This is a genomic window from Komagataeibacter europaeus (assembly GCF_002173515.1).
Classification (GTDB): Bacteria; Pseudomonadota; Alphaproteobacteria; order Acetobacterales; family Acetobacteraceae; genus Komagataeibacter; species Komagataeibacter europaeus.
The window spans coordinates 1,334,041-1,352,823 of the sequence record NZ_CP021467.1 but is presented as its reverse complement, the minus strand read 5'-3'; the positions used below and the strand labels follow the sequence as shown (position 1 = coordinate 1,352,823).

Sequence of the window (18,783 nt, the reverse complement as noted above, 5' to 3'; positions counted from 1 at the left end):
AGGGCATGAACCTGTATTGGCATATTCATGGAAAAGGGGTGGACCGCCACGGGCAATCAGCAGACCCTTCGTTGGATGGCCTGCTGACGCCTTGGGCAAAGAAGATGACGATTACGATGTCAGGACAGTGTATTGCGGCACGATAACGTCCGAAATGATCCCTGTTCCGGGTGATCTGTATGATTCCAGGCCACTAACCAGCGATTCCCAGCTGGTGCGGGCAATATTCAGGTCGTTTCTTGAATGCCCGCAAGCCCGGGACGGCGTTATGGCGCAGTCATGCTGAACCGCACCCCGCCTGATCCGGTTCCTTGGGGACTGTCCAGAAGGCGGGTATTTTTATTGCAGTCACGCGCCATCGCGGATGCGCGGGGCGAACAGCCGGAACAGCGGCCCGGTCAGCGCGGTTGAAATCACCGCCAGCACCATGAGGGAGGCAAAGGCGAAGTCCGACAGCATGCCCTGTGCATGCAGGATGGTGGCGGCCACGATTTCCATCAGCCCCTTGCATTGCAGCAGCGCGCCCACCCCCAGCGCCTGCCGTCGTGTCAGCCCGGGCGCGGGCGGGAAGGCATAGACCGCTCCCATCTTGGCCAGCACCGAAATGACCACCAGCAACAGCGACGCGGTGACCGAGGGCCATGTCAGCGCATCGCCATTGATATGCAGCCCGCTATGGCCAAAGAACATCGGCGCCAGCCAGATAAGGGAAAACCGCCCGACCTGTTCCACCGGCAGGCGCATGACCCAGCGCGGCGGCATGAGCGCGCCGGCAAAATACGCCCCGATCAGTTCATGCAGGCCCAGATGCATGCTGGCCCATGACCCCGCCGCCAGATAGACCGGCACCGCCGCCCAGATAACCATCTGGGGCGGATTGCCCATGTTGCGCGTCGCCCAGTTGCTGATGATGGCCAGCGCCACAAGCAGGGCAACCGCCACCCCCTCCAGCCCTGTCCAGCCATGCAGCGCCGCAGGCCCGCGGGCTGCAAATTGCAGGATGACCAGCCCGATCCACAGCGCCGCGTCATCCACCACCGCCAGCTTGAGCGCAAGCTGCCCGATCGAGCGTTGCAGCGGGGGCAGTTCACGCACGATGCCAATCAGCACCGGCAGGGCGCTGACCGCGATACACAGACCGATGGCCAGTGACCCGATCAGACGGCCGACATGCGGCGGATGCCATCCATGCAGGGGCAGGAAAAAATAATAGACCAGAAAGGAGCCGATGATGAACGGTCCCCCCAGCGCCACCAGCGCGCCGCCCAGCAGGCGACCCAGCGGCGGTGGGGGAATGGTGTGGGCGGATCCATTGGCCTCGGGCGGCTGCCACATTTCCAGCCCGGCGGTAAAGGCCAGCACCAGCACGGCCAGCCAGCCGATATTGTTGCCGTAAACCGATGGAATGCCGATTTGCTGCACCGGCACGTGCATGACCGCCAGCACGATCCCGAGCAGGATCGGCAGGACAACAATCGGAATCGCCCTATATGCCAGTCTCCATACCGCCCATGGGAAAATAACAAACAGGGCGGAATCAAGAACAAGTGCCGTAATGTTCGACAATCGCAAACCTTTCCTACAGACAATCAGAATAGGTTATATGCAAAAAATTAAAATGGGAACTTTTATTTTTGACAAGGTCCGGAAATATATGCCCTGTCGGTCGGGATCGTGATTTTTTATGTTTCCGTGCCCAGCTATGCCTATAAAAAGGGCAACAGTTCTTGTTGCAGCAGTCGGAATGCCGTCGCGATGCCATACAGGCATATGAAAACGCCGGTATGGGCCGGGGGTTTGATGGCGTGGCGGCCCGAATGCATCACCTTCCTGGCATCCTGCGCTGTCCCGCGGTGATTTCATTACGGCATGCGAAGTATATTTTATATTTGAATGACAAATACAATATATAAATTGATGAAATGAATTGATTTTCAAATATAATAGATAGGAAAAACCCATAATTTTATATTTTATATGCACATATGGAGAAAATTATTTGATGTCGGTCATGGTTGATCACGCTTGCGTGCGTGACGGTTACAGGCAGTGAAGGCGTCCCCATGGGCGGCTTCTGATGGAAGAGGACCTGCTTCACCATGCCCAAAAATGTCGTAAATCCCGAATTCCTGCCGATTCTGGAAAAAATGCCGTCATTTGATGGCCTGTCCGGACGGTCCCTGCCGGAAGTGCGTGAGATATTCATGACGTCGGTGCGGCTGATCGAAGGGCGCCCGCTGCCGGATGTCGAAACGCAGGAAGAATATGTCCCCGGTCCCGCCGGTGCGCCGGATGTGCGTGTGCTGATCTATCGCCCCCGCATGCGGCGGCCCAATGCCCCGGCCATTGTCTATATCCATGGTGGCGGACTGGTTTCGGGGCATCCCGAAGTTGACGACCCGAAATGCCAGGTGCTGGCCAGCAAGATGGGGTTTGTCATTGTCTCCGTTGATTACCGCCTGGCGCCAGAGGTGAAATATCCCGGCGCGATCGAGGACTGCTACGCCGTCCTGAAATGGGTGCATGACAATGCCGCCGGGCTGGGCATCAACCGTGACAAGGTTGCCGTCGCGGGCGAAAGTGCGGGTGGCGGGCTGAGTGCGGCACTGGCGCTGATGGCGCGCGACCGCAAGGAATACAAGCTGGCCTACCAGTTGCTGATCTATCCCATGCTGGATGACCGCACGGCGACCAAGGTCGATCCCGCGCCCGATTTTGGTGAATATGTCTGGACCCGTTCGGCCAACAAATATGCATGGGAAGCGTATCTGGGGGCGAAGGCCGGGGGTGATGACACGCCGGCCTATGCATCCGCCGCACGGGCGAAGGACCTGTCCGGCCTGCCGCCCACCTTTATCGGGGTGGGGTCGATGGACCTGTTCCTGTGCGAGGATCTGGAATATGCCCGTCGCCTGATGGCCGCAGGCATCCCGACCGAGGTCATGGTCGTGCCGGGCGCATACCATGTGTTCGACATGTTCGTGCCGGATGCGGAACTGTCGCGCCGGTTCATGGATGCCTACTGTGCGGGCCTGAAGCGTACGCTTGGGCTGTAATTCCTGATCCGACCTGATCCGACCCGGCCACGGCGTGATGTCGTGGCCGGGTTTTTTAAATTCTGGCTGAGCCAATGATATGGCGGATTTCCGGCATTGTAACGGAAAACCGGCAATCGTGTCGCAGATGGATGCAGTTTGAAATAATTCAAAATGTAAAATCCATCTACTCTATGTCCGGTGATTCTAGGAATTCCCATTTGGAATGATATAACGGTGCATGTCTGGATGCAGCAGTTCAGGCCGGAGCAGTATATCTTAATGTAACAGGGGAATTCGGGATAGATTCCGCAAAGGGATATTTCGATATGGGATGTAGGGAAAAATATTTAAAAAATGTTCAGGAATGTATTGCGTAATATTTTAAGTAGAAATGTTTTATTTATAATATGCGTTTCAGTCATTTTCGGTTTTATTAATTTCTATGTTGCGGGGCATGATGCGGATGTTGCGGTTTCAGTTTCGAAGGAATTCTTGCTGTCCCTGCTGATGCCCTTCCTGACGTCGCTCGGGTGCTTTCTTTCTCCCATATTTGTCCCTTTTTTTCTGCTGTTCGCGCTATTCGATTTTTATCTTGCCTATAAATATGGTCTTGTCACCAAGTCCATGCTGCAGGCGATCATGGGTACCAATACCCATCAGGCCATTTCGATGGTCAGTTCCGTCAGTATCCTGATGCCTATCGTCCTGCTGCTTGTGATTGTCGGTATGGTGGTGCTGACATGGAAATGCGTACGCTTTCGTCCCGTGGTGCTGCTGGTTACCGGCGTAGGCGTTACTGTAGCGTTGCATGCAGGCTGGAAACACAGTCATCGCAGCAACGTGGAACGTCAGAACAACAATATTGCGGAAATGGCAGCCAACCTGCGTATATTTCTGCCCGGCGTGGTGGGGGATTTCGTGTACATGACCGGTCTGGGGATGAGCGATGACAACAGGCCCGCCATTCCCCATACCCAGACTGATCCCGCCATTATTGGGACAGCGGAGGGAAGGCGCAAAAATATCATTCTGGTCATAGGGGAGTCCGCTTTTGCTGACCGGCACACCACCTATGGATATACCGCCCAGAATACGACCCCCGCGATGAAGACCATGGCGGATAAGGGGCGTATCTGTGTTGTACGACAGGCCCATTCTGCGGCGAACATGACCCGGGTGGCCGTGCCCATGCTGGTTTCATTTTATGATCCCGACCACCAGGGCGCACTATATGCGGAAAAAAACCTGGTCGAACTGGCGCGGGACAATGGGTACAGGACGTTCTGGATCGCATCCCAACCCGGGCGGGGGGAATATTCTCGTACTTTTGGTTATGTGTCCGAGTTCAGTGATTATGTGACACGGCAGGATTACAACAACGCTACCAGCCATGTGAACTGGCGCGATGAATCATTGCTGCCTGTCATGAAGGAAAAATTTGCCGATCCTGTTTCGCAGAAGTTCTTTGTCATTCACCTTATGGGCAGCCATGAAAGCTATAGTGACGACCGTACGGAAGAAGATATCAGGGCGCTTCCCGATGCGGATTCGTATGACCAGAGCCTGCATCGCACTGATCGTATCCTGCAGCAGATCATCACTATGGCTGACAAGGAGCTGGGGGATTACACTCTGGTTTATATTTCTGATCATGGGGAAATAGTGGGGCAGGGGCATGGCATTCAGTATGGTGGATACGATCAGTACAAGGTGCCAGTGTATATATTGGATAGGGACAGGCATTACTGCGACATGGCGGAAGGGATGCGCAATAATTATGGATACTATACATCATTAATGACAAAATACCTGATCTTGGACATGATGGGATATGATATTGACCCTGAATATATAAAAAATATTCAGAACAATGACCGCGTATTACATTCAGATGGCAAGGTATATGATTATAAATCAATACCGCGTCGATAGGTTTTGTTCGGTGCGATGATAAGTCGGTTATTGTATAATATGATACTTGTTGTAGATCGCTAGAAATGTCATAACGCCATCGTTAGTTCGGCCTGCATTATATGATGGTATGGGTTTGAAAAAGAATGATTGAGATATAGGTTGTAATTGATATAGGGGCATAAAAAGTGATTAAATATAAATTATTAATTAGAAATTTTTCTATTTTATTAATTTTTTTATTGTCATTTGTTTATGCCCTAACTTTTTTTATTGTACCTTTCACCGATTGGGATGCCACTTTTTATCCACTGATCGGGAAGGGGATACTTCGTTACCATATACTTCCATACGATTATATATTTGATCACAAGCCATACCTTGTTTACGTTTTTTATTACATATGGACGCAGGTTGAACCCATTCTGAATGGGCGTTTCGCCATCCTGGCAATGGTCAGCATGGTTTTTGTAGCGTTCATGTTCAGTTCTGCATATGGAACAAATAAATGGCAGACATTATTTTATCTGTCCATCGGAAGCATTATCGGGGACTATCTGGGGGGTAATACCGAAGTATTGCAGATCCCCCTGGAACTTTCCGTCATCCTGATGCTGAGCAAAGGCGTGCAGGAGCATAAAATTCCCCTGTTTTTTCTGGCGGGGATCGTATCGGCAATCGCCGTCAACATAAATTATCTGGCAGGTTGTGTCCTGTCGCCCATCATCCTTTACCTGTTGCTGGGTCGGGTCTGCACCGTAGTCGAATTTCTGGCCTGCGTCACAGGCGGGTTGGTTGGTCTGGCAGGTGTTTTCCTGCCTTTCCTGATCGCAGGCCATGGAAAACTGGCTGCGTATTTCGCCATGCAGCATCATTTCCTTCAGCATTATGGGGGCGGAGCGGACGAGCGGATGTACACATTCGCACTGGTTGCGCTGTATATCGCCCCCCTTTGTCCCATGCTTGCGCTGTGGTTTGGAAAACGGGATGTCTGGTGGGGAAACCTGCGCGAGCGTCTGCTTTCGCTCTGGTTCGTGTTCTCGGTAGTGGCCGCGATATTGTCAGGCCATGGGTTCTATCATTATTTTTCATTGTTTCTTATTCCAGGCATGCTGATATGCCTGCTTTTGCATCGCGATGGTGAGAGCGCCCTTTTGTGGCGCATGATGCCATTATATCTTTATGCCGCGTTTTTGATGGTAAGCGGCATTGTCTCCAATATAAATGACATGAAGCGTGCACGACTGACTGATCCTGCGCGAATTTCCCAGATTGTAGGCCATCAGAAAGTGCTGAATATCAATTCGGATCATTCCTTGTACTATCTGTCTGATCTGGAGACATTTGATCCGATACTCTTCCATAGGCAGATCGAGATATATTTTGGCCCACAGGCTGCGGATCATTATATGAATGATCTGAAGCAACGCCCGCCTTTTGTTCTGATGCCCCATGCCGGTTGCGTTAATCATACGGTGGCCCCGCAGGTCTGTTCGTGGGTGCAGGATCACTATCACCCTGTATATGAGGCGTATAAGAAAAAGCATCCGAACAGGGATGATGCAAGATATTATAATCTGTATAAACTAAATTAAATCGATATAAAAAACGAATTATCGTCCATATCCCTTTTCCCCGTTTCTTTGATCTTTTTTAGGGCGATAGTTGCGTTTTATGGTGGGGTGTCCGCGGAGTTCGAGACTACCCTCCGCAAGGAACGCGAGATGGAAGGGATCGCGGCGGTCAAGGAGCGCGGTGTCTATAAGGGGCGCAGGCCATCCATCGACCGCGACCAGATCCATGCCATGAATGCGGAGGGGATCAGCCCGACCGAGATCGCCCGGCAACTGGGGATTGGCCGCACGTCTGTCTATCGGTGCCTGGGGAAAGTGACCGGCTGATTACTACAGACCTACGCACCAGGGCGCAGTCATCCACAGCAAGGCTTCCTTACAATTTTCAACCAGAGCAAAGGCGCTGCCGCCTGTATGCTGGTGACCGCAGGCAGGACCGCTTGGGATGTGAAAATGATGTGGGTGATTATGAGGGTTTGGAACAGGGCCAAATTGCGTTCAAACCGGTCTGGACGTGTCAGAACGTCCCCGGAAAGCGCATCGCTCATCATGGGTTTAATCGTGGGTTCAGATTTGGGGAAATCCGTAACCTACTGATTTAACACTAATTTTTAAGAAAAGATGGCTCCCGAAGTAGGACTCGAACCTACGACCCAGCGATTAACAGTCGCTTGCTCTACCAACTGAGCTATTCGGGATCAGCGTTGAGCAGCTTATAGCCACACCGATGGGGGGGCGTAAACCCCCCTTTTGAACTTTTTTTCAAAAAGGGGGAAAATGGGGGGCCAGACCGGCCAAAAGCACGGTAAAGCCTTTGTGTTGCAGGAGAAAAGCGAACCAATGGTCGATGAGAACACGGAAGGGCGGCCCCCACGCCTGCTGCGCCGCGCGGTCATGCCGCTGCTGGTTGGGGCAGGATGCGCCGTGGTGGGCGCGCAGTGGCTGCAAAGCCGCCAGCAGGCCCGTATCGTGCGGCATGATGATGCGCTGCTGGATGGCGAAGCCCATGACCTGACGCTGTCCTGGCCGTTTGCACAGGCATCGACCCTGTATAACGTCGCGCTCCGGCAGGACTTCTTTTCCCAGTACCGGCTGGATGTGCACCTGCGTTCCGGCGCGGTAACGGGGCGGGACGCCATTGCCGACCTGCGCGCGGGGCGCAGCATGGCGGCCGTTGCCCCCGTGCTGTCATGGCTGCAGGCGTATCAGGCGGATGCGGACCTGCCCGCACGGCTGGTCATGGGGTTGCAGGCGGGAACATTCCGCCTGCTGGTGCGCAGGCGGCTGCGGATTGCCAAGATCGAGGACCTGGTGGGCCGCAGGATCGCCGTGCTGAATGCGGATATGGCGGACCGGCTGTTCTTTTCCGTTATCCTGCGCCGCAAGGGACTGAACCCGGACACGGCGCCCGACTGGGTCATCCTGCCACCCGACCAGATTGATGACGCCCTGGCAGCGGGCACGGTGGACGCCGTGGCCCTGCATGACCCGCTGGCATGGCAACTGCTGAACAACCGGGCGCTGGACCTGGTGGAACTGGTCAACAGCGTGAAGGGATTGTACGCGGAACGCACGAACCTTGCGCTGGGTGTCTCGACGGACCTGCTGGCGCAGACGCCGGGCGCCGCCGTGGCCCTTGTGCTGGCGCTGTCGCATGCCGCCCGCTGGCTGCCCCAGCACGTGGCGGAAGCCGCAGCGCTGCTTGATGACCGGGTGGAGGGCATGGATCAGGACACGATCCTGCAGATGATGCGCCACGAAGTGCTCGGGATCAGTCCCGTGGGCAATGACCTGAAGATACAGATCGCGCGGTATGTGGATGAACTCAAGCTGCTGGGTATTTTCCCCGACAGCCTTGATTCGGCAGGTTACGCCCGCACCATTTCAGCCGATATCCTGCACCATGGCCAAAGGGGAAGCCACGGCGCGGGACAGTCGGGGGGAGAATTTACCAGGTAAAGCCAAGGCTTGCCTGCGCGTTCCGGCGCTCGCCGTAATAGCACCATTCCTGATTATAGGATGCATAGCTCAGGCAGTTCGCGACATAATTCTTGTCAAACAGGTTGCGGGCACTGGCCGCGACGGTCCAGCCATGAAGCGACGGGGAAAGGTTCGACAGGTCATAGCGAACTGACGCATCAAACACGGCGTATTGCGGCACCCAGACGCTGCCGTAGCTGGCTTCGCCACCGTAGGATTTGTTCGAATACCGCATGCCACCCCCGAAGCCGAGGCCTTTTACCGGCCCCGAGGGCATGGTGTAGAAGGCGAACAGCGATGCATTGCCCGTCCCGGACTGGATCAGCGGCTTGCCCGTCGAATCATCATGGACTTTCTGCACGCTGACTGCCGCAGTGATCATCAGGTTCTTGTACGGTTCGGCATGGGCTTCGAATTCAAAGCCATCGGAATGTACCAGTCCGCTCTGCGTGCTGTAGCCCAGGTTGCCAACGGCAACCAGCACGTTGGTCTGTTCAATATGGAAGCCCGCCGCCGTAAACAGCAGCGACGTGCCCGGAAGCTGGTATTTCAGGCCCCCTTCAAGCTGCTTGCCAAGGGATGGATCGGCCTGGCGGAACGTCTTGCCGCCATCGCTGGATACGGTGCCCGACTGCGGCTGGAACGACGTCGAGTAGCTGATATAGGGCGAAAGGCCGAAATCGAAATGGTAAAGGGCCGAGGCACGCCATGTAATCTGGCGGGGATTTTCATGGGAGGTGGTATGGTAGATGTATTCGTTCTGCTGTGAACGGTACCAGTCATTACGCAGGCTGCCGGTCACGACCAGCCCCTTCCAGCGCATTTCATCCTGTGCGTACATGCCGATCTGGTGTGAATCCGTCTGGTAATGCAGATACGGATTCATGGCGGGAATGGCCATGTGATAGTCCGGGTGCAGGACATTCAGGTCTGGCGCGCTACCGTAAAACCCTTCTTCCGATGCGCTTTGCTGCATGTAGTCAAAACCGAACATCATCGTATGCCGCAGGGGGCCGGTGCGGACATGGCCCTTGAACTGGCTGTCAAACGCCAGGTTGTGCGTATGTTCGTTCGTGCCAAAGGCGGAACGGCTGAGCATGTCGTTGCTGGTGTAATAACCGTTGTTGTACACGCTGCGATAGATGGTCTTGATGTCATCGTACCGCCCGCGGCTGGTAAAGCTCCAGTTATCGTTGAAACGGTGGTTGAAAATATAGGTGATCCCGCCCTGCCGGCGGTTGAACTTCTCGAACGGCACATCCCCGTCATAAAAGTTCCGTGGCAGGTATCCATAAGACGCGGGCCTGAGCGACCCCACCAGTGGCTCACCGCCATAGGTGCCGTTTTCGGGATCGTACTGGTAGTTGCCCAGCAGTGTCAGTGTTGTCGGCCCGTTCCCGCCAAACGTGAAGGACGGGCTGATGGAAAACCGCCGGCTGCCCGTCTTGCTCATCTGGCTGTGCTGGCCGTTGACCGTGCCATACAGCCGGTAGCGGACCATGCCGTCCTTCGTTGCATAGCCGCCAACATCGGCGTCCACGCGATACAGGTCGAACATGCCGCCCGTCGTGTTGACGCCACCATAGAATTTCTGGTCGGTCGGCAGCTTGCTGGACAGGGCGACAAGGCCACCGGGGCTGGACTGGCCATACAGCGCGGATGCCGGCCCTTTCAGGATCTCGACCCGTTCCAGCCGTGACGTATCGGTCTGCGCCGTGGCATAGCCCGTGGGGCTGTCCTGCAGCTTCAGGCCGTCAAGGAAGGTTGGCACCGTAAAGCCGCGCAGGGCGAACTGGTCATAGCGCGTGCCCTCGCCACCGCCACGCAGGTCCGGGGTGATGCCCGCCGTGTAGCGCACGGCCTGATTAAGGCTGAGCACCCCGCGCACGTCCATTTCGTTGCGGCTGACAACCGTAACCGACTGGGCGGTTTCGATCAGTGGCGTATCGGATTTCGTGGCCGAGGACGCGACCGTCGCCGGCCTGTGGGCATGGACTTCCAGCTTTTCCGCCCGCACGGCGTTTGCGTCAGGTTGCGGGGCTGCCTTTTTCGCGCCCGATGTCCGGGCGCGGTGGGTTTGGTCCGATTTTTCAACCAGATCGGCCGCAAGGGCATGCCCCGTCACCAGAATTGAAAGGGGAAATACGTAAAAAACCCTGCTGCGCTGCATGCCCGACCTCATTCCTGACGTTTTCTGTCGTATGGAAGTGGGGTCGTATCGTAATTGAGAATCATTTGCAATGCATATCAAAATGTGTCTGCACGGCAGGCCCGGTCGGTTCCCGTGCGGGGCTTTTCGCACGGACCGGTATCCGTTCAGGGCACGTGGGGGCGCCAACCGGAACAGGTCATGTCATGGTTGTCGCTGGTTTTCATTGAAGGATGCTGGATCATGTCCTGCCCGCCGCATGGACACGGATAGTAAATAAAAATACATTACAGGAAATTATTTTTGGATGCTTTGGAATGAGAAAATATTTCCCGATTGCGCTGGTTTCAATTGTATGCGGCTTCTGGCAGACAGCCGCATGGGCCGGGTCATGCTATGATCTGCAGCATCAGGAACCATCGGAACTGACCGGAACGCTGGACTATGTCATATTTCCCGGGCCGCCCAATTATGAAGATGTGCAGAAGGGCGATACACCGGAACCGTCCTATATACTGAAACTGCATGATCCCATCTGTATTGCTGATGATGTGGACGGGTTTGCTGATCCGAATAATATTTTCCAGGATGTCCAGTTAACGGCGCAACAGCCCGTATTTGACCAGTTTCGTCGCTTTCTGCATCAGATTGTTACAGTAAAAACTACGAATCCAATGGCGGCGGAAACCGGCCATTACCATGAACCACTGCTTGTAACCGTAACGTCGATTGCGCCCGCACAGGCAAAGCCCATGGACCTTACGGATGAATATGGAACCGCGGCAACGACAATCCGCGCGTTCTATGACGCATTGGGGGACGGGCAGGGGGCCAATGCCTCAGCCATGATCGTGCCGGAAAAACGCACCCGGCCCGCCTTCGCACCCGAAAACATGACCCGGTTTTATGGCGGCCTTGCCGATCCCATACGCCTGATCGATATCGTACAGGAAAATACCAATACGTTTATCGTGAATTATCATTACGCAACGAAATCAAGCGTCTGCAATGGCAGGGCCGCCATTACGACCACCATGCGCGATGGACGTAACTATATACAGGGCATCCGGGCGCTGAACGGCTGCTAGGGGCGTTGGCCTTCATGACCGCGCCACCTAGTGGCGCGCCCTAGCGCACGTCGCGGTAATAGGGCTGCGCCAGTGCCGCGGGGGCCGCCATGACCCGGCGCATGCGGTGCCAGACCACGACGGGCACGATAATGAAGGCCATGGTGCCCAGATACGGCAGCATGTTCAGGAACGCCGGATCAATCGGCCAGTTATGCGCCTGCCCGACAAAGGACAGGGCCGTCACCAGCCCGAACAGCAGCGCGGACAGGGTGACGATAACCGGGCGGTACCCGGCAAAGATCACCAGCGCCAGCGCGATCCATCCGCGGCCTGCCACCATACCTTCCGACCATACGGGCACATAGGTCAGCGTCAGGTATCCACCAGCCAGCCCCGCCATCGCACCGCCGATCGTGACATACCAGAACCGCATGGCCATGACCGGAATGCCCGCGGCATCCGCCGCCGCCGGGTTTTCCCCCACCGCGCGCATGTTCAGCCCGTGGCGGGTGCGGAACATGACAAAATGCACCAGTGCCGGCAGCAGCACGTAAATCGGCACGATCAGGATGTTCTGCCCGAACAGGGCGGGACCAATGACCGGAATGGATGACAGCACCGGCACGGAGACATGGCCGAACGTCGTCGCCACCGGCTGGCCTGCATAATTGTGGCCCAGCGCCGTGGACAGCCCCAGCCCCATGAAGGTTGTCGCCAGCCCGCACAGCACCTGGTTGGCCCGCATCACCACGGCGCCAAAGGCGAATACCATGCCGCCCGCGGCCCCGACCAGTCCCGCCACCAGCAGCCCGACCCATGGCGAGGGCACGGATGATACGGTCATGACCGCCGTCACCGCCCCCAGCGCCATAAGCCCCTCCACGCCAAGGTTGGTCACGCCCACCCGTTCGGCCAGCACTTCGCCAAGGGCCGCCAGCGCCAGCACGCCACCCGCCAGCACGGCGGTGGCCAGCATACCCGTCAGTAGCGCGATCATGATGCTTTCCCCTTTGGCGTCGTGCTGGCCACGGGCCGGTAATGGGCCAGTTCATCGCCAATGGCGATCATGAACAGGATCAGCCCGGTAATGGCGAGGACAACCGACGCCGAAAGCTGCTGTGTCTGCATGACAATGCCGGAATCAAGGATCAGCGCCATCAGTAGCGCGGCCGGGATGACATTCAGGCACGACCCGCGCGCCAGCACCGCCACCACGATCCCCAGATAACCGAAATTGTTGGCCATGCCGCCCTGCAGCCGGTGGACGGTGCCCGCCACTTCAAACATGCCTGCAAGCCCCGCCAGCCCGCCCGACAGCAGCATGACCGAAATGATGCGCAGCCGCACCGGAATCCCGGCATAGCGCGCGGCTTCGGGATTGGCGCCGCCAATGCGGATTTCATACCCCCACCGCGTGCGCGACAGCACCAGCGCCAGCGCGATGACGATCACGATGGCCACCGGAAAGCCCCAGTGCACGATGCCCCACATTTCGGGAATGGCGACAGGCAGGCGCTGGGTCGAGACCTGCGCCCCGCTGATCCGGTCCCGCCATGGCCCGGTGGTCAGGTAATAGGTCAGCAGCGATGCGATGAAATTCAGCAGCAGCGTGGTGATGATTTCATTCACCCCGGCATAGGCGCGTGCCAGCGTCGGCACCGTAATCCACGCCATGCCACCAAGGATCCCGGCAATGGTCATGACCGGCAGCAGCACGAAGGCCGGGCCATGCAGGCCCAGGGCGACGCCGGTTGCGGCAATGGCCCCGGCATAGAACTGGCCCTCCGCCCCGATATTCCACAGCCCGATCGTGCCGCATACCGTCACCGCCGCCCCGGTCAGCAGCAGCGGGCACATGAACAGGGCCAGGTCCTCCAGCCCGAAGCGTGAGCCAAGGGTGGAATGCAGGATCAGTTCCGCCAGCGTGACCGGGCTGTGCCCCGACAGCGCCAGCACGCCCGCGATGATGAACAGCGACAGCACGATCGCCACCAGTCGCAGCACAAGGATGCGCCCCGCCGGTGCGCTGGGCAGGCGCTGGAATGCACGTGCGGCCATTACTGCGTTGCTCCCGGTTGGGTATCGGCGGCATCCCGGCCGCCCATCAGCAGGCCGATGGTGGCCATGTCGGCTGCCTCGGCATCGATTACGGACATGAGCCGCCCATGGAACATGACCCCGATCCGGTCCGATACATTCAGCAGGTCTTCCAGGTCCTCGGATATGAACACGACGGCCACGCCCTGGTCGCGCAGGTCGGTCAGGTACCCCAGCATGGTGGCGATCGCCCCGATATCCAGCCCGCGCGCGGGGTAGGCGGCGACCAGCACCCGGCTGGCGATACGGATTTCACGCCGTGCCACCAGCCTTTGCTGGTTGCCGCCCGACAGGTTGCGGATGGGCATGGCGAAATCGGGAATGGTGACCTGCGCCAGTTCCGCAATGTCGCCTGCCAGCACGCCCGCCGCCTGCGCGTCATACAGCCCGTGTGTCCCGATGGGCGGGTAGGGGTATTCACGCAGCGCCATGTTGGTGGTGACCGACAGCGATGGCGCCAGCGCGCTGCGCAGCCGGTCCTCGGGGATATGCCCGACGCCCGCCTGCACGAACAGGGCCGGATCCGCCCGTTCCACAAGGCTGCCGTCAAGCAGGATTTCCCCCGACGTCCGGGCCATGAGCCCCGTCAGCACATGTGTCAGTTCCCGCTGCCCGTTACCCGCGACCCCGGCAATGCCCAGGATCTCGCCACCATGCAGGTCAAGGCTGACATCGCGCAGGGTGTCCACCCCCCGGTCGTCACGCACGCTGACATTGCGCAGCTGCATGACCGGGTCGGGTGCGATGGGCGCGGCCCCTTCGGGGCGGGCGCGCATGTTGCGCCGGACAATGTCGCGCCCCACCATGGTCGCCGCCAGCATGGACGGGTTGCAGTCCGCCGTGTTGAACGTGCCGATCTTGCGCCCGCCACGCAGGATGCTGACGCGGTCCGAAATCTCCATCACCTCGTCCAGCTTGTGGCTGATGATGATGACGGCGTTGCCCTGCGCGCGGAACGCCTTCAGCGCGCGGAACAGTTCGCCCGTCTCCTCCGGCGTCAGCACGGCGGTGGGTTCGTCCATGATCAGCAGGCGGGCCTTGCGCGCCAGCACGCGCAGGATCTCGACACGCTGCTGCTCGCCCGCCGACAGGTCGCATACGCGCGCATCGGGCCGGACGGGAAAGCCGAAGCGTTCGGAAATCTCGCGCGTGCGGGCTTCCATCACGGCGGGGGAGGCGATGCGCGGCGCTTCGTCCCAGCCAAGGTGGATGTTTTCCGCCACCGTAAACGCCTGCACCAGCTTGAAATGCTGGTGCACCATGCCGATGCCCGCGCGGATCGCCTCCTGCGGGGAGGTAAAGGTCTGGCCGTAGCCATCAAGAATGATCTCGCCTTCCTCCGGCTGGTAGATGCCGGTGACGACATTCATCAACGTGGACTTCCCCGCGCCGTTTTCACCCAGCAGGGCATGGATCTCACCCGGCCAGACATCAAGGTCCACGTCCTTGTTGGCGATCACGCCGGGAAAGAACTTGCCAATCCCGCGCAATTGCAGGACCGGCGGCGTGCCGGGCGCCACGCCGGGGGGAGCGGACTGCTTATTCAAGGCCGGATACTCCCGCGACAGCCCAGTCGCTGTGATAGATTTCCAGATCGCTCAGCGTAACGCCCTCGGGCACGCGCAGGCGGCCATGGTTGTCATGGATCGGGCCACGGAACGGGTTGTAGCCCGCCAGCAGGCGCGTGCGCATGGCGTCGGCCTGACGCGCGACCTCGACCGGCACGCCCGGTCCCCACGCATCGCGGTCCACGCCGTGGCCCAGCGTCAGGAAGCGGCCCTGCGGCTGCCATGTGCCCGCCAGCAGGTCGCGCACCTGCGAGACATAGAAATCATTGAAATCAAGGTCCACCGAACTGACATAGGCTTCCGGCCCGTAATCCAGCATGCCGGTGTTCCACATCGCGGCCTTCAGTCCGCGCTGCACCGCCACGCGCAGATAGGCCGGTTCATCCATGATCCCGCACAGGAAGTCACACCCGTTATCCGCCAGCGCGGTTGCCGCCTGTGTCGCGGCCTGCGGGTCGAACCATGCGTTGATGGTGATGCTCTGTAACGTGACCGACGGGTTGACCGACTGCGCGCCCAGCAGCGTCGCGTTGGCCGAGGCATAGACCGACGGGATGGGAAACGCGCCCAGAAACCCGATCTTGCCCGTGCGTGTCATAAGGCCCGCCGCAATGCCGATGATGTAGCTGGCATACCAGTGCGCCACGTAATACCAGCCCAGGTTGCCGGTCACGTTGGTGCCGTCACATTCCATGAAGGCCACGTCCGGCGCCCGGTCCGACACGTCCTTGATGAAATCACCGTATTCGGAGGTGGCGAACACCATCTGCGCCCCTTCGGCCACGAACTGCCGGAAAATACGCGTGGCGTCGGCGGAATAGGGCACGCTTTCGACATAGATGGTGCGGATTTTCGGGAACGCGCGGCGCACGGCCTGCACGCCCCGGTCATGCACCATGGACCACCCGCCATCGGTAATCGGCCCGGTATGGCCAAAGCCGATCACGGCGTCCGCTTCCGCCAGCGGCCTGCGCCATGCGGGCGTGGTTTCCGCACGGGCGGGCCGCAGCAGGCCCGAACCCGCGGCGCCCGCCATGCCCAGCAGTGCGCGGCGCGTTGTCAGCAGCCGCCCCCGCGGCCCTGAAACTGTCATAAGATGTTATCCCCCTGAAAATCCATGCCGTATCCCCTTGCGGCAGGTGACGTGTCGGTCCGTTCGGATGCTCCTGTAACTGCGTTATGTACAGTAAACGTTACGTGGCAGGGACATGCAAGGCCGTCGCGCGGCCCGTGCCCCACACCCCTGTGTCAGGTGGTCTGCCCCCCCACCGGCGGCATGCCCGCCAGCGTGCGCCAGCTGGCTTCGTCCATGGTGGCGACACCCAGCTCGGCGGCCTTGCGGGCCTTGGACCCGGCCTTTTCACCCAGCACCACAAGGTCGGTCTTCCTGGAAACGCTGTCGGACACGCGCGCGCCCAGCCGTTCGGCCACGGCGCGGGCTTCGGGGCGGGTCATGGTGGTCAGCGTGCCGGTGAACACGATGGTCTTTCCCGACAGCGCGCCTTCGGCCACCATTTCCTCATCCGTGACCTGCGCCAGCACCGATGTCAGGTCATCCAGCGTGGCGCGGTTATGGGCTTCGGCAAAGAACGACACCAGTTCATCGGCAATGGCCGAACCGATTCCGGTGATCGATCCCAGTTCCAGCCGTTCGTCCGACCCGATGACCGCCGCCTTTTCCATCTGCTGGCGCCAGTTGGCCATGGACCCGTAATGCCGGGCCAGCAGGCGGGCGTTGTTGATGCCGATGCGGCGGATGCCCAGCGCATAGATCAGGCGCGACAGTTCAATGGTGCGCCGGGCCGCGATGGCGTTGACCAGATTGCGGGCCGAAACCTTGCCCCACCCGTCGCGGCTGGCGATTTCGGCTTCGTGTTCGGGCAGGCGGAAGATATCGGCGGGCGTGCGCAGCCAGCCCAGTTCGTGGAATTCCACGATCGTGCGGTCACCCAAGCCGTCAATGTCGAACGCATCGCGCGATACGAAATGGATCAGCCGTTCCACCACCTGCGCCGGGCAGGTCAGGCCGCCGGAACACCGCCACACGACCTCGCCCTCCGGCCGTTCGGCATGGGCGCCGCAGACCGGGCAGGTATGGGGGAAGTGAAAGGGCGGGCGGTCATGGTCACGCGGCAGCACCACGCCCGTCACCTGCGGGATCACGTCGCCCGCGCGCTGCACATGCACAAGGTCGCCCTCGCGGATGTCCTTGCGCGTGATCTCGTCCTCATTATGCAGGCTGGCGCGGGTGACGATCACGCCGCCCACATTCACGGCCTCCAGAAACGCCACCGGCGTCAGCGCGCCGGTGCGGCCGACCTGTATGTCGATCTTTTCCAGGCGGGTGACGGCCTGTTCGGCCGCGAATTTCCATGCCACCGCCCAGCGCGGCGCGCGCCCGGCAAAACCAAGGCGGTCCTGCAGCGCCCGGTCATCCAGCTTGTACACAACGCCGTCGATATCATAGTCCAGCGCCGAGCGTTCCAGCGTCAGCCGCTCCATGAAGGCTTCGGCCTCGGCCGCGTCCTTCACCCGCGTGCTGAGCGGATTGACCACGAACCCCCACGCAGCAAGCTGTTCAAGGTAGCCGTGATGGGTCGGGGCCAGCGGCGCGTCGCAGAAGCCGGCGGCATAGGCGAACAGCGATAGCGGGCGGCGGGCCGTCACCTTCGGGTCAAGCTGGCGCAGCGATCCGGCCGCGGCGTTGCGCGGGTTGGCGAAGGGTTTTTCCCCCGCGCGTTCCTGTGCCGCGTTCAGTTCAAGGAAGGCCTGCTTGGACAGGAAGACCTCGCCCCGGATCTCGATCACATCGGGGAAGGGGGCTGGTAGCTGGTCGGGAATGTCCTTCAGCGTGCGCAGGTTGGCGCTTACGTCCTCGCCTTCGGTGCCGTCGCCGCGCGTGGTGCCGCGCACGAAACGGCCATGTTCGTAGGTCAGGCTGATGGACAGGCCATCAATCTTGGGTTCCGCGACAAAGGACAGGGCGCGCGCCTGATCTTCCCCCAGTCCCAGAAAACGGGCGATGCGGCTGATGAACGCTTCGAATTCATCCCGCGAAAACACATTGTCCAGCGACAGCATGGGCACCATGTGCCGGTGGCGGTGGAAGGGACCGCTGGCGGGCGCACCGACTTTTTCCGTCGGGCTGTCATCGCGGCGCAGGCCGGGGAAGCGTTCTTCCAGCCCGGCATTCAGCCGACGCAGGCTGTCATAGGTCGCGTCATCCACCAGCGGCGCGTCATGCTGGTGATACGCGGCGTCCAGCGCGGGCAGCACGGTGGCAAGCTGCGCCAGCATGGTCCGGGCATGGGCTTCATCGCATTCCATCGCGGCGTTGTCCGCCAGCAGGCGACGCGCCTGTTCGGCCACGGATCCGGGCGGGGCGGCATGGGGCAT

Annotated in this window: 13 protein-coding genes, 1 tRNA gene and 1 pseudogene; 7 read left to right on the top strand and 8 right to left on the bottom strand. The window is 59.2% G+C overall.

Features of this window, described 5'->3' with window-relative positions; genetic code table 11:
* Window positions 1–16 precede the first annotated feature (16 nt).
* Window positions 17–286: a DUF6911 family protein gene (locus S101446_RS18755; RefSeq protein ID WP_408884635.1), complete on the top strand. Its 270-nt coding sequence runs from the start codon at window positions 17–19 to the stop codon at window positions 284–286.
* A gap of 62 nt (window positions 287–348) precedes the next feature.
* Here S101446_RS18755 and S101446_RS06170 read toward each other — a convergent pair whose 3' ends face one another.
* Window positions 349–1,566, bottom strand: a complete 1,218-nt coding sequence (locus tag S101446_RS06170; RefSeq protein WP_087607907.1) for a cation:proton antiporter — start codon at window positions 1,564–1,566, stop codon at window positions 349–351.
* Between the two features lie 533 nt (window positions 1,567–2,099).
* Here S101446_RS06170 and S101446_RS06165 point away from each other — a divergent pair.
* From S101446_RS06165 to S101446_RS06150, 4 genes and pseudogenes are all read left to right on the top strand, one after another.
* On the top strand, window positions 2,100–3,056 hold the full coding sequence (locus S101446_RS06165; RefSeq protein ID WP_087607906.1) for an alpha/beta hydrolase: 957 nt from the start codon (window positions 2,100–2,102) through the stop codon (window positions 3,054–3,056).
* Between the two features lie 351 nt (window positions 3,057–3,407).
* The gene (locus tag S101446_RS17670; protein WP_208620556.1) at window positions 3,408–4,970 is read left to right on the top strand and encodes a phosphoethanolamine transferase; all 1,563 of its coding nucleotides are present in this window, start codon (window positions 3,408–3,410) and stop codon (window positions 4,968–4,970) included.
* A 167-nt stretch (window positions 4,971–5,137) separates the two neighbouring features.
* Window positions 5,138–6,544, top strand: a complete 1,407-nt coding sequence (locus S101446_RS06155; RefSeq protein ID WP_157684826.1) for an ArnT family glycosyltransferase — start codon at window positions 5,138–5,140, stop codon at window positions 6,542–6,544.
* Window positions 6,545–6,628: 84 nt separating this feature from the next.
* Window positions 6,629–6,850 (top strand): annotated as a pseudogene (locus S101446_RS06150) (helix-turn-helix domain-containing protein); the annotation flags it as partial.
* 295 nt (window positions 6,851–7,145) lie between these two features.
* Here S101446_RS06150 and S101446_RS06140 read toward each other — a convergent pair.
* A tRNA-Asn gene (locus S101446_RS06140) sits at window positions 7,146–7,221 on the bottom strand.
* Between the two features lie 142 nt (window positions 7,222–7,363).
* Here S101446_RS06140 and S101446_RS06135 point away from each other — a divergent pair.
* Window positions 7,364–8,482 (top strand): ABC transporter substrate-binding protein, encoded by a 1,119-nt coding sequence (locus tag S101446_RS06135; RefSeq protein ID WP_087607902.1) that lies wholly within the window; start codon window positions 7,364–7,366, stop codon window positions 8,480–8,482.
* Here the strand turns inward: S101446_RS06135 and S101446_RS06130 are convergent.
* Window positions 8,472–10,673 (bottom strand): TonB-dependent siderophore receptor, encoded by a 2,202-nt coding sequence (locus S101446_RS06130; RefSeq protein ID WP_087607901.1) that lies wholly within the window; start codon window positions 10,671–10,673, stop codon window positions 8,472–8,474. The two genes, S101446_RS06135 and S101446_RS06130, sit on opposite strands and share 11 nt — an antisense overlap.
* Before the next feature lie 296 nt (window positions 10,674–10,969).
* On the opposite strand from S101446_RS06130, the gene S101446_RS06125 reads away from it, so the two are divergent.
* Window positions 10,970–11,740 (top strand): hypothetical protein, encoded by a 771-nt coding sequence (locus tag S101446_RS06125; protein ID WP_048851658.1) that lies wholly within the window; start codon window positions 10,970–10,972, stop codon window positions 11,738–11,740.
* A 40-nt stretch (window positions 11,741–11,780) separates the two neighbouring features.
* Here the strand turns inward: S101446_RS06125 and S101446_RS06120 are convergent, their stop codons facing one another.
* The 5 genes from S101446_RS06120 to ligA form a co-directional block, all read right to left on the bottom strand.
* Window positions 11,781–12,719 (bottom strand): ABC transporter permease, encoded by a 939-nt coding sequence (locus S101446_RS06120; protein WP_087607900.1) that lies wholly within the window; start codon window positions 12,717–12,719, stop codon window positions 11,781–11,783.
* Window positions 12,716–13,780 carry an ABC transporter permease gene (locus tag S101446_RS06115; protein WP_087607899.1) on the bottom strand — a complete coding sequence of 355 codons (1,065 nt, stop codon included), beginning with the start codon at window positions 13,778–13,780 and terminating at the stop codon, window positions 12,716–12,718. The genes S101446_RS06120 and S101446_RS06115 overlap by 4 nt, the downstream gene beginning before the upstream one ends.
* On the bottom strand, window positions 13,780–15,339 hold the full coding sequence (locus tag S101446_RS06110) for an ABC transporter ATP-binding protein (protein ID WP_019091240.1): 1,560 nt from the start codon (window positions 15,337–15,339) through the stop codon (window positions 13,780–13,782). The genes S101446_RS06115 and S101446_RS06110 overlap by 1 nt, the downstream gene beginning before the upstream one ends.
* Before the next feature lie 19 nt (window positions 15,340–15,358).
* Window positions 15,359–16,480, bottom strand: coding sequence for a BMP family ABC transporter substrate-binding protein (locus S101446_RS06105; RefSeq protein WP_010509248.1), 1,122 nt, complete (start codon window positions 16,478–16,480; stop codon window positions 15,359–15,361).
* A 155-nt stretch (window positions 16,481–16,635) separates the two neighbouring features.
* Window positions 16,636–18,783, bottom strand: coding sequence for an NAD-dependent DNA ligase LigA (gene ligA, locus S101446_RS06100; protein ID WP_087607898.1), 2,148 nt, complete (start codon window positions 18,781–18,783; stop codon window positions 16,636–16,638).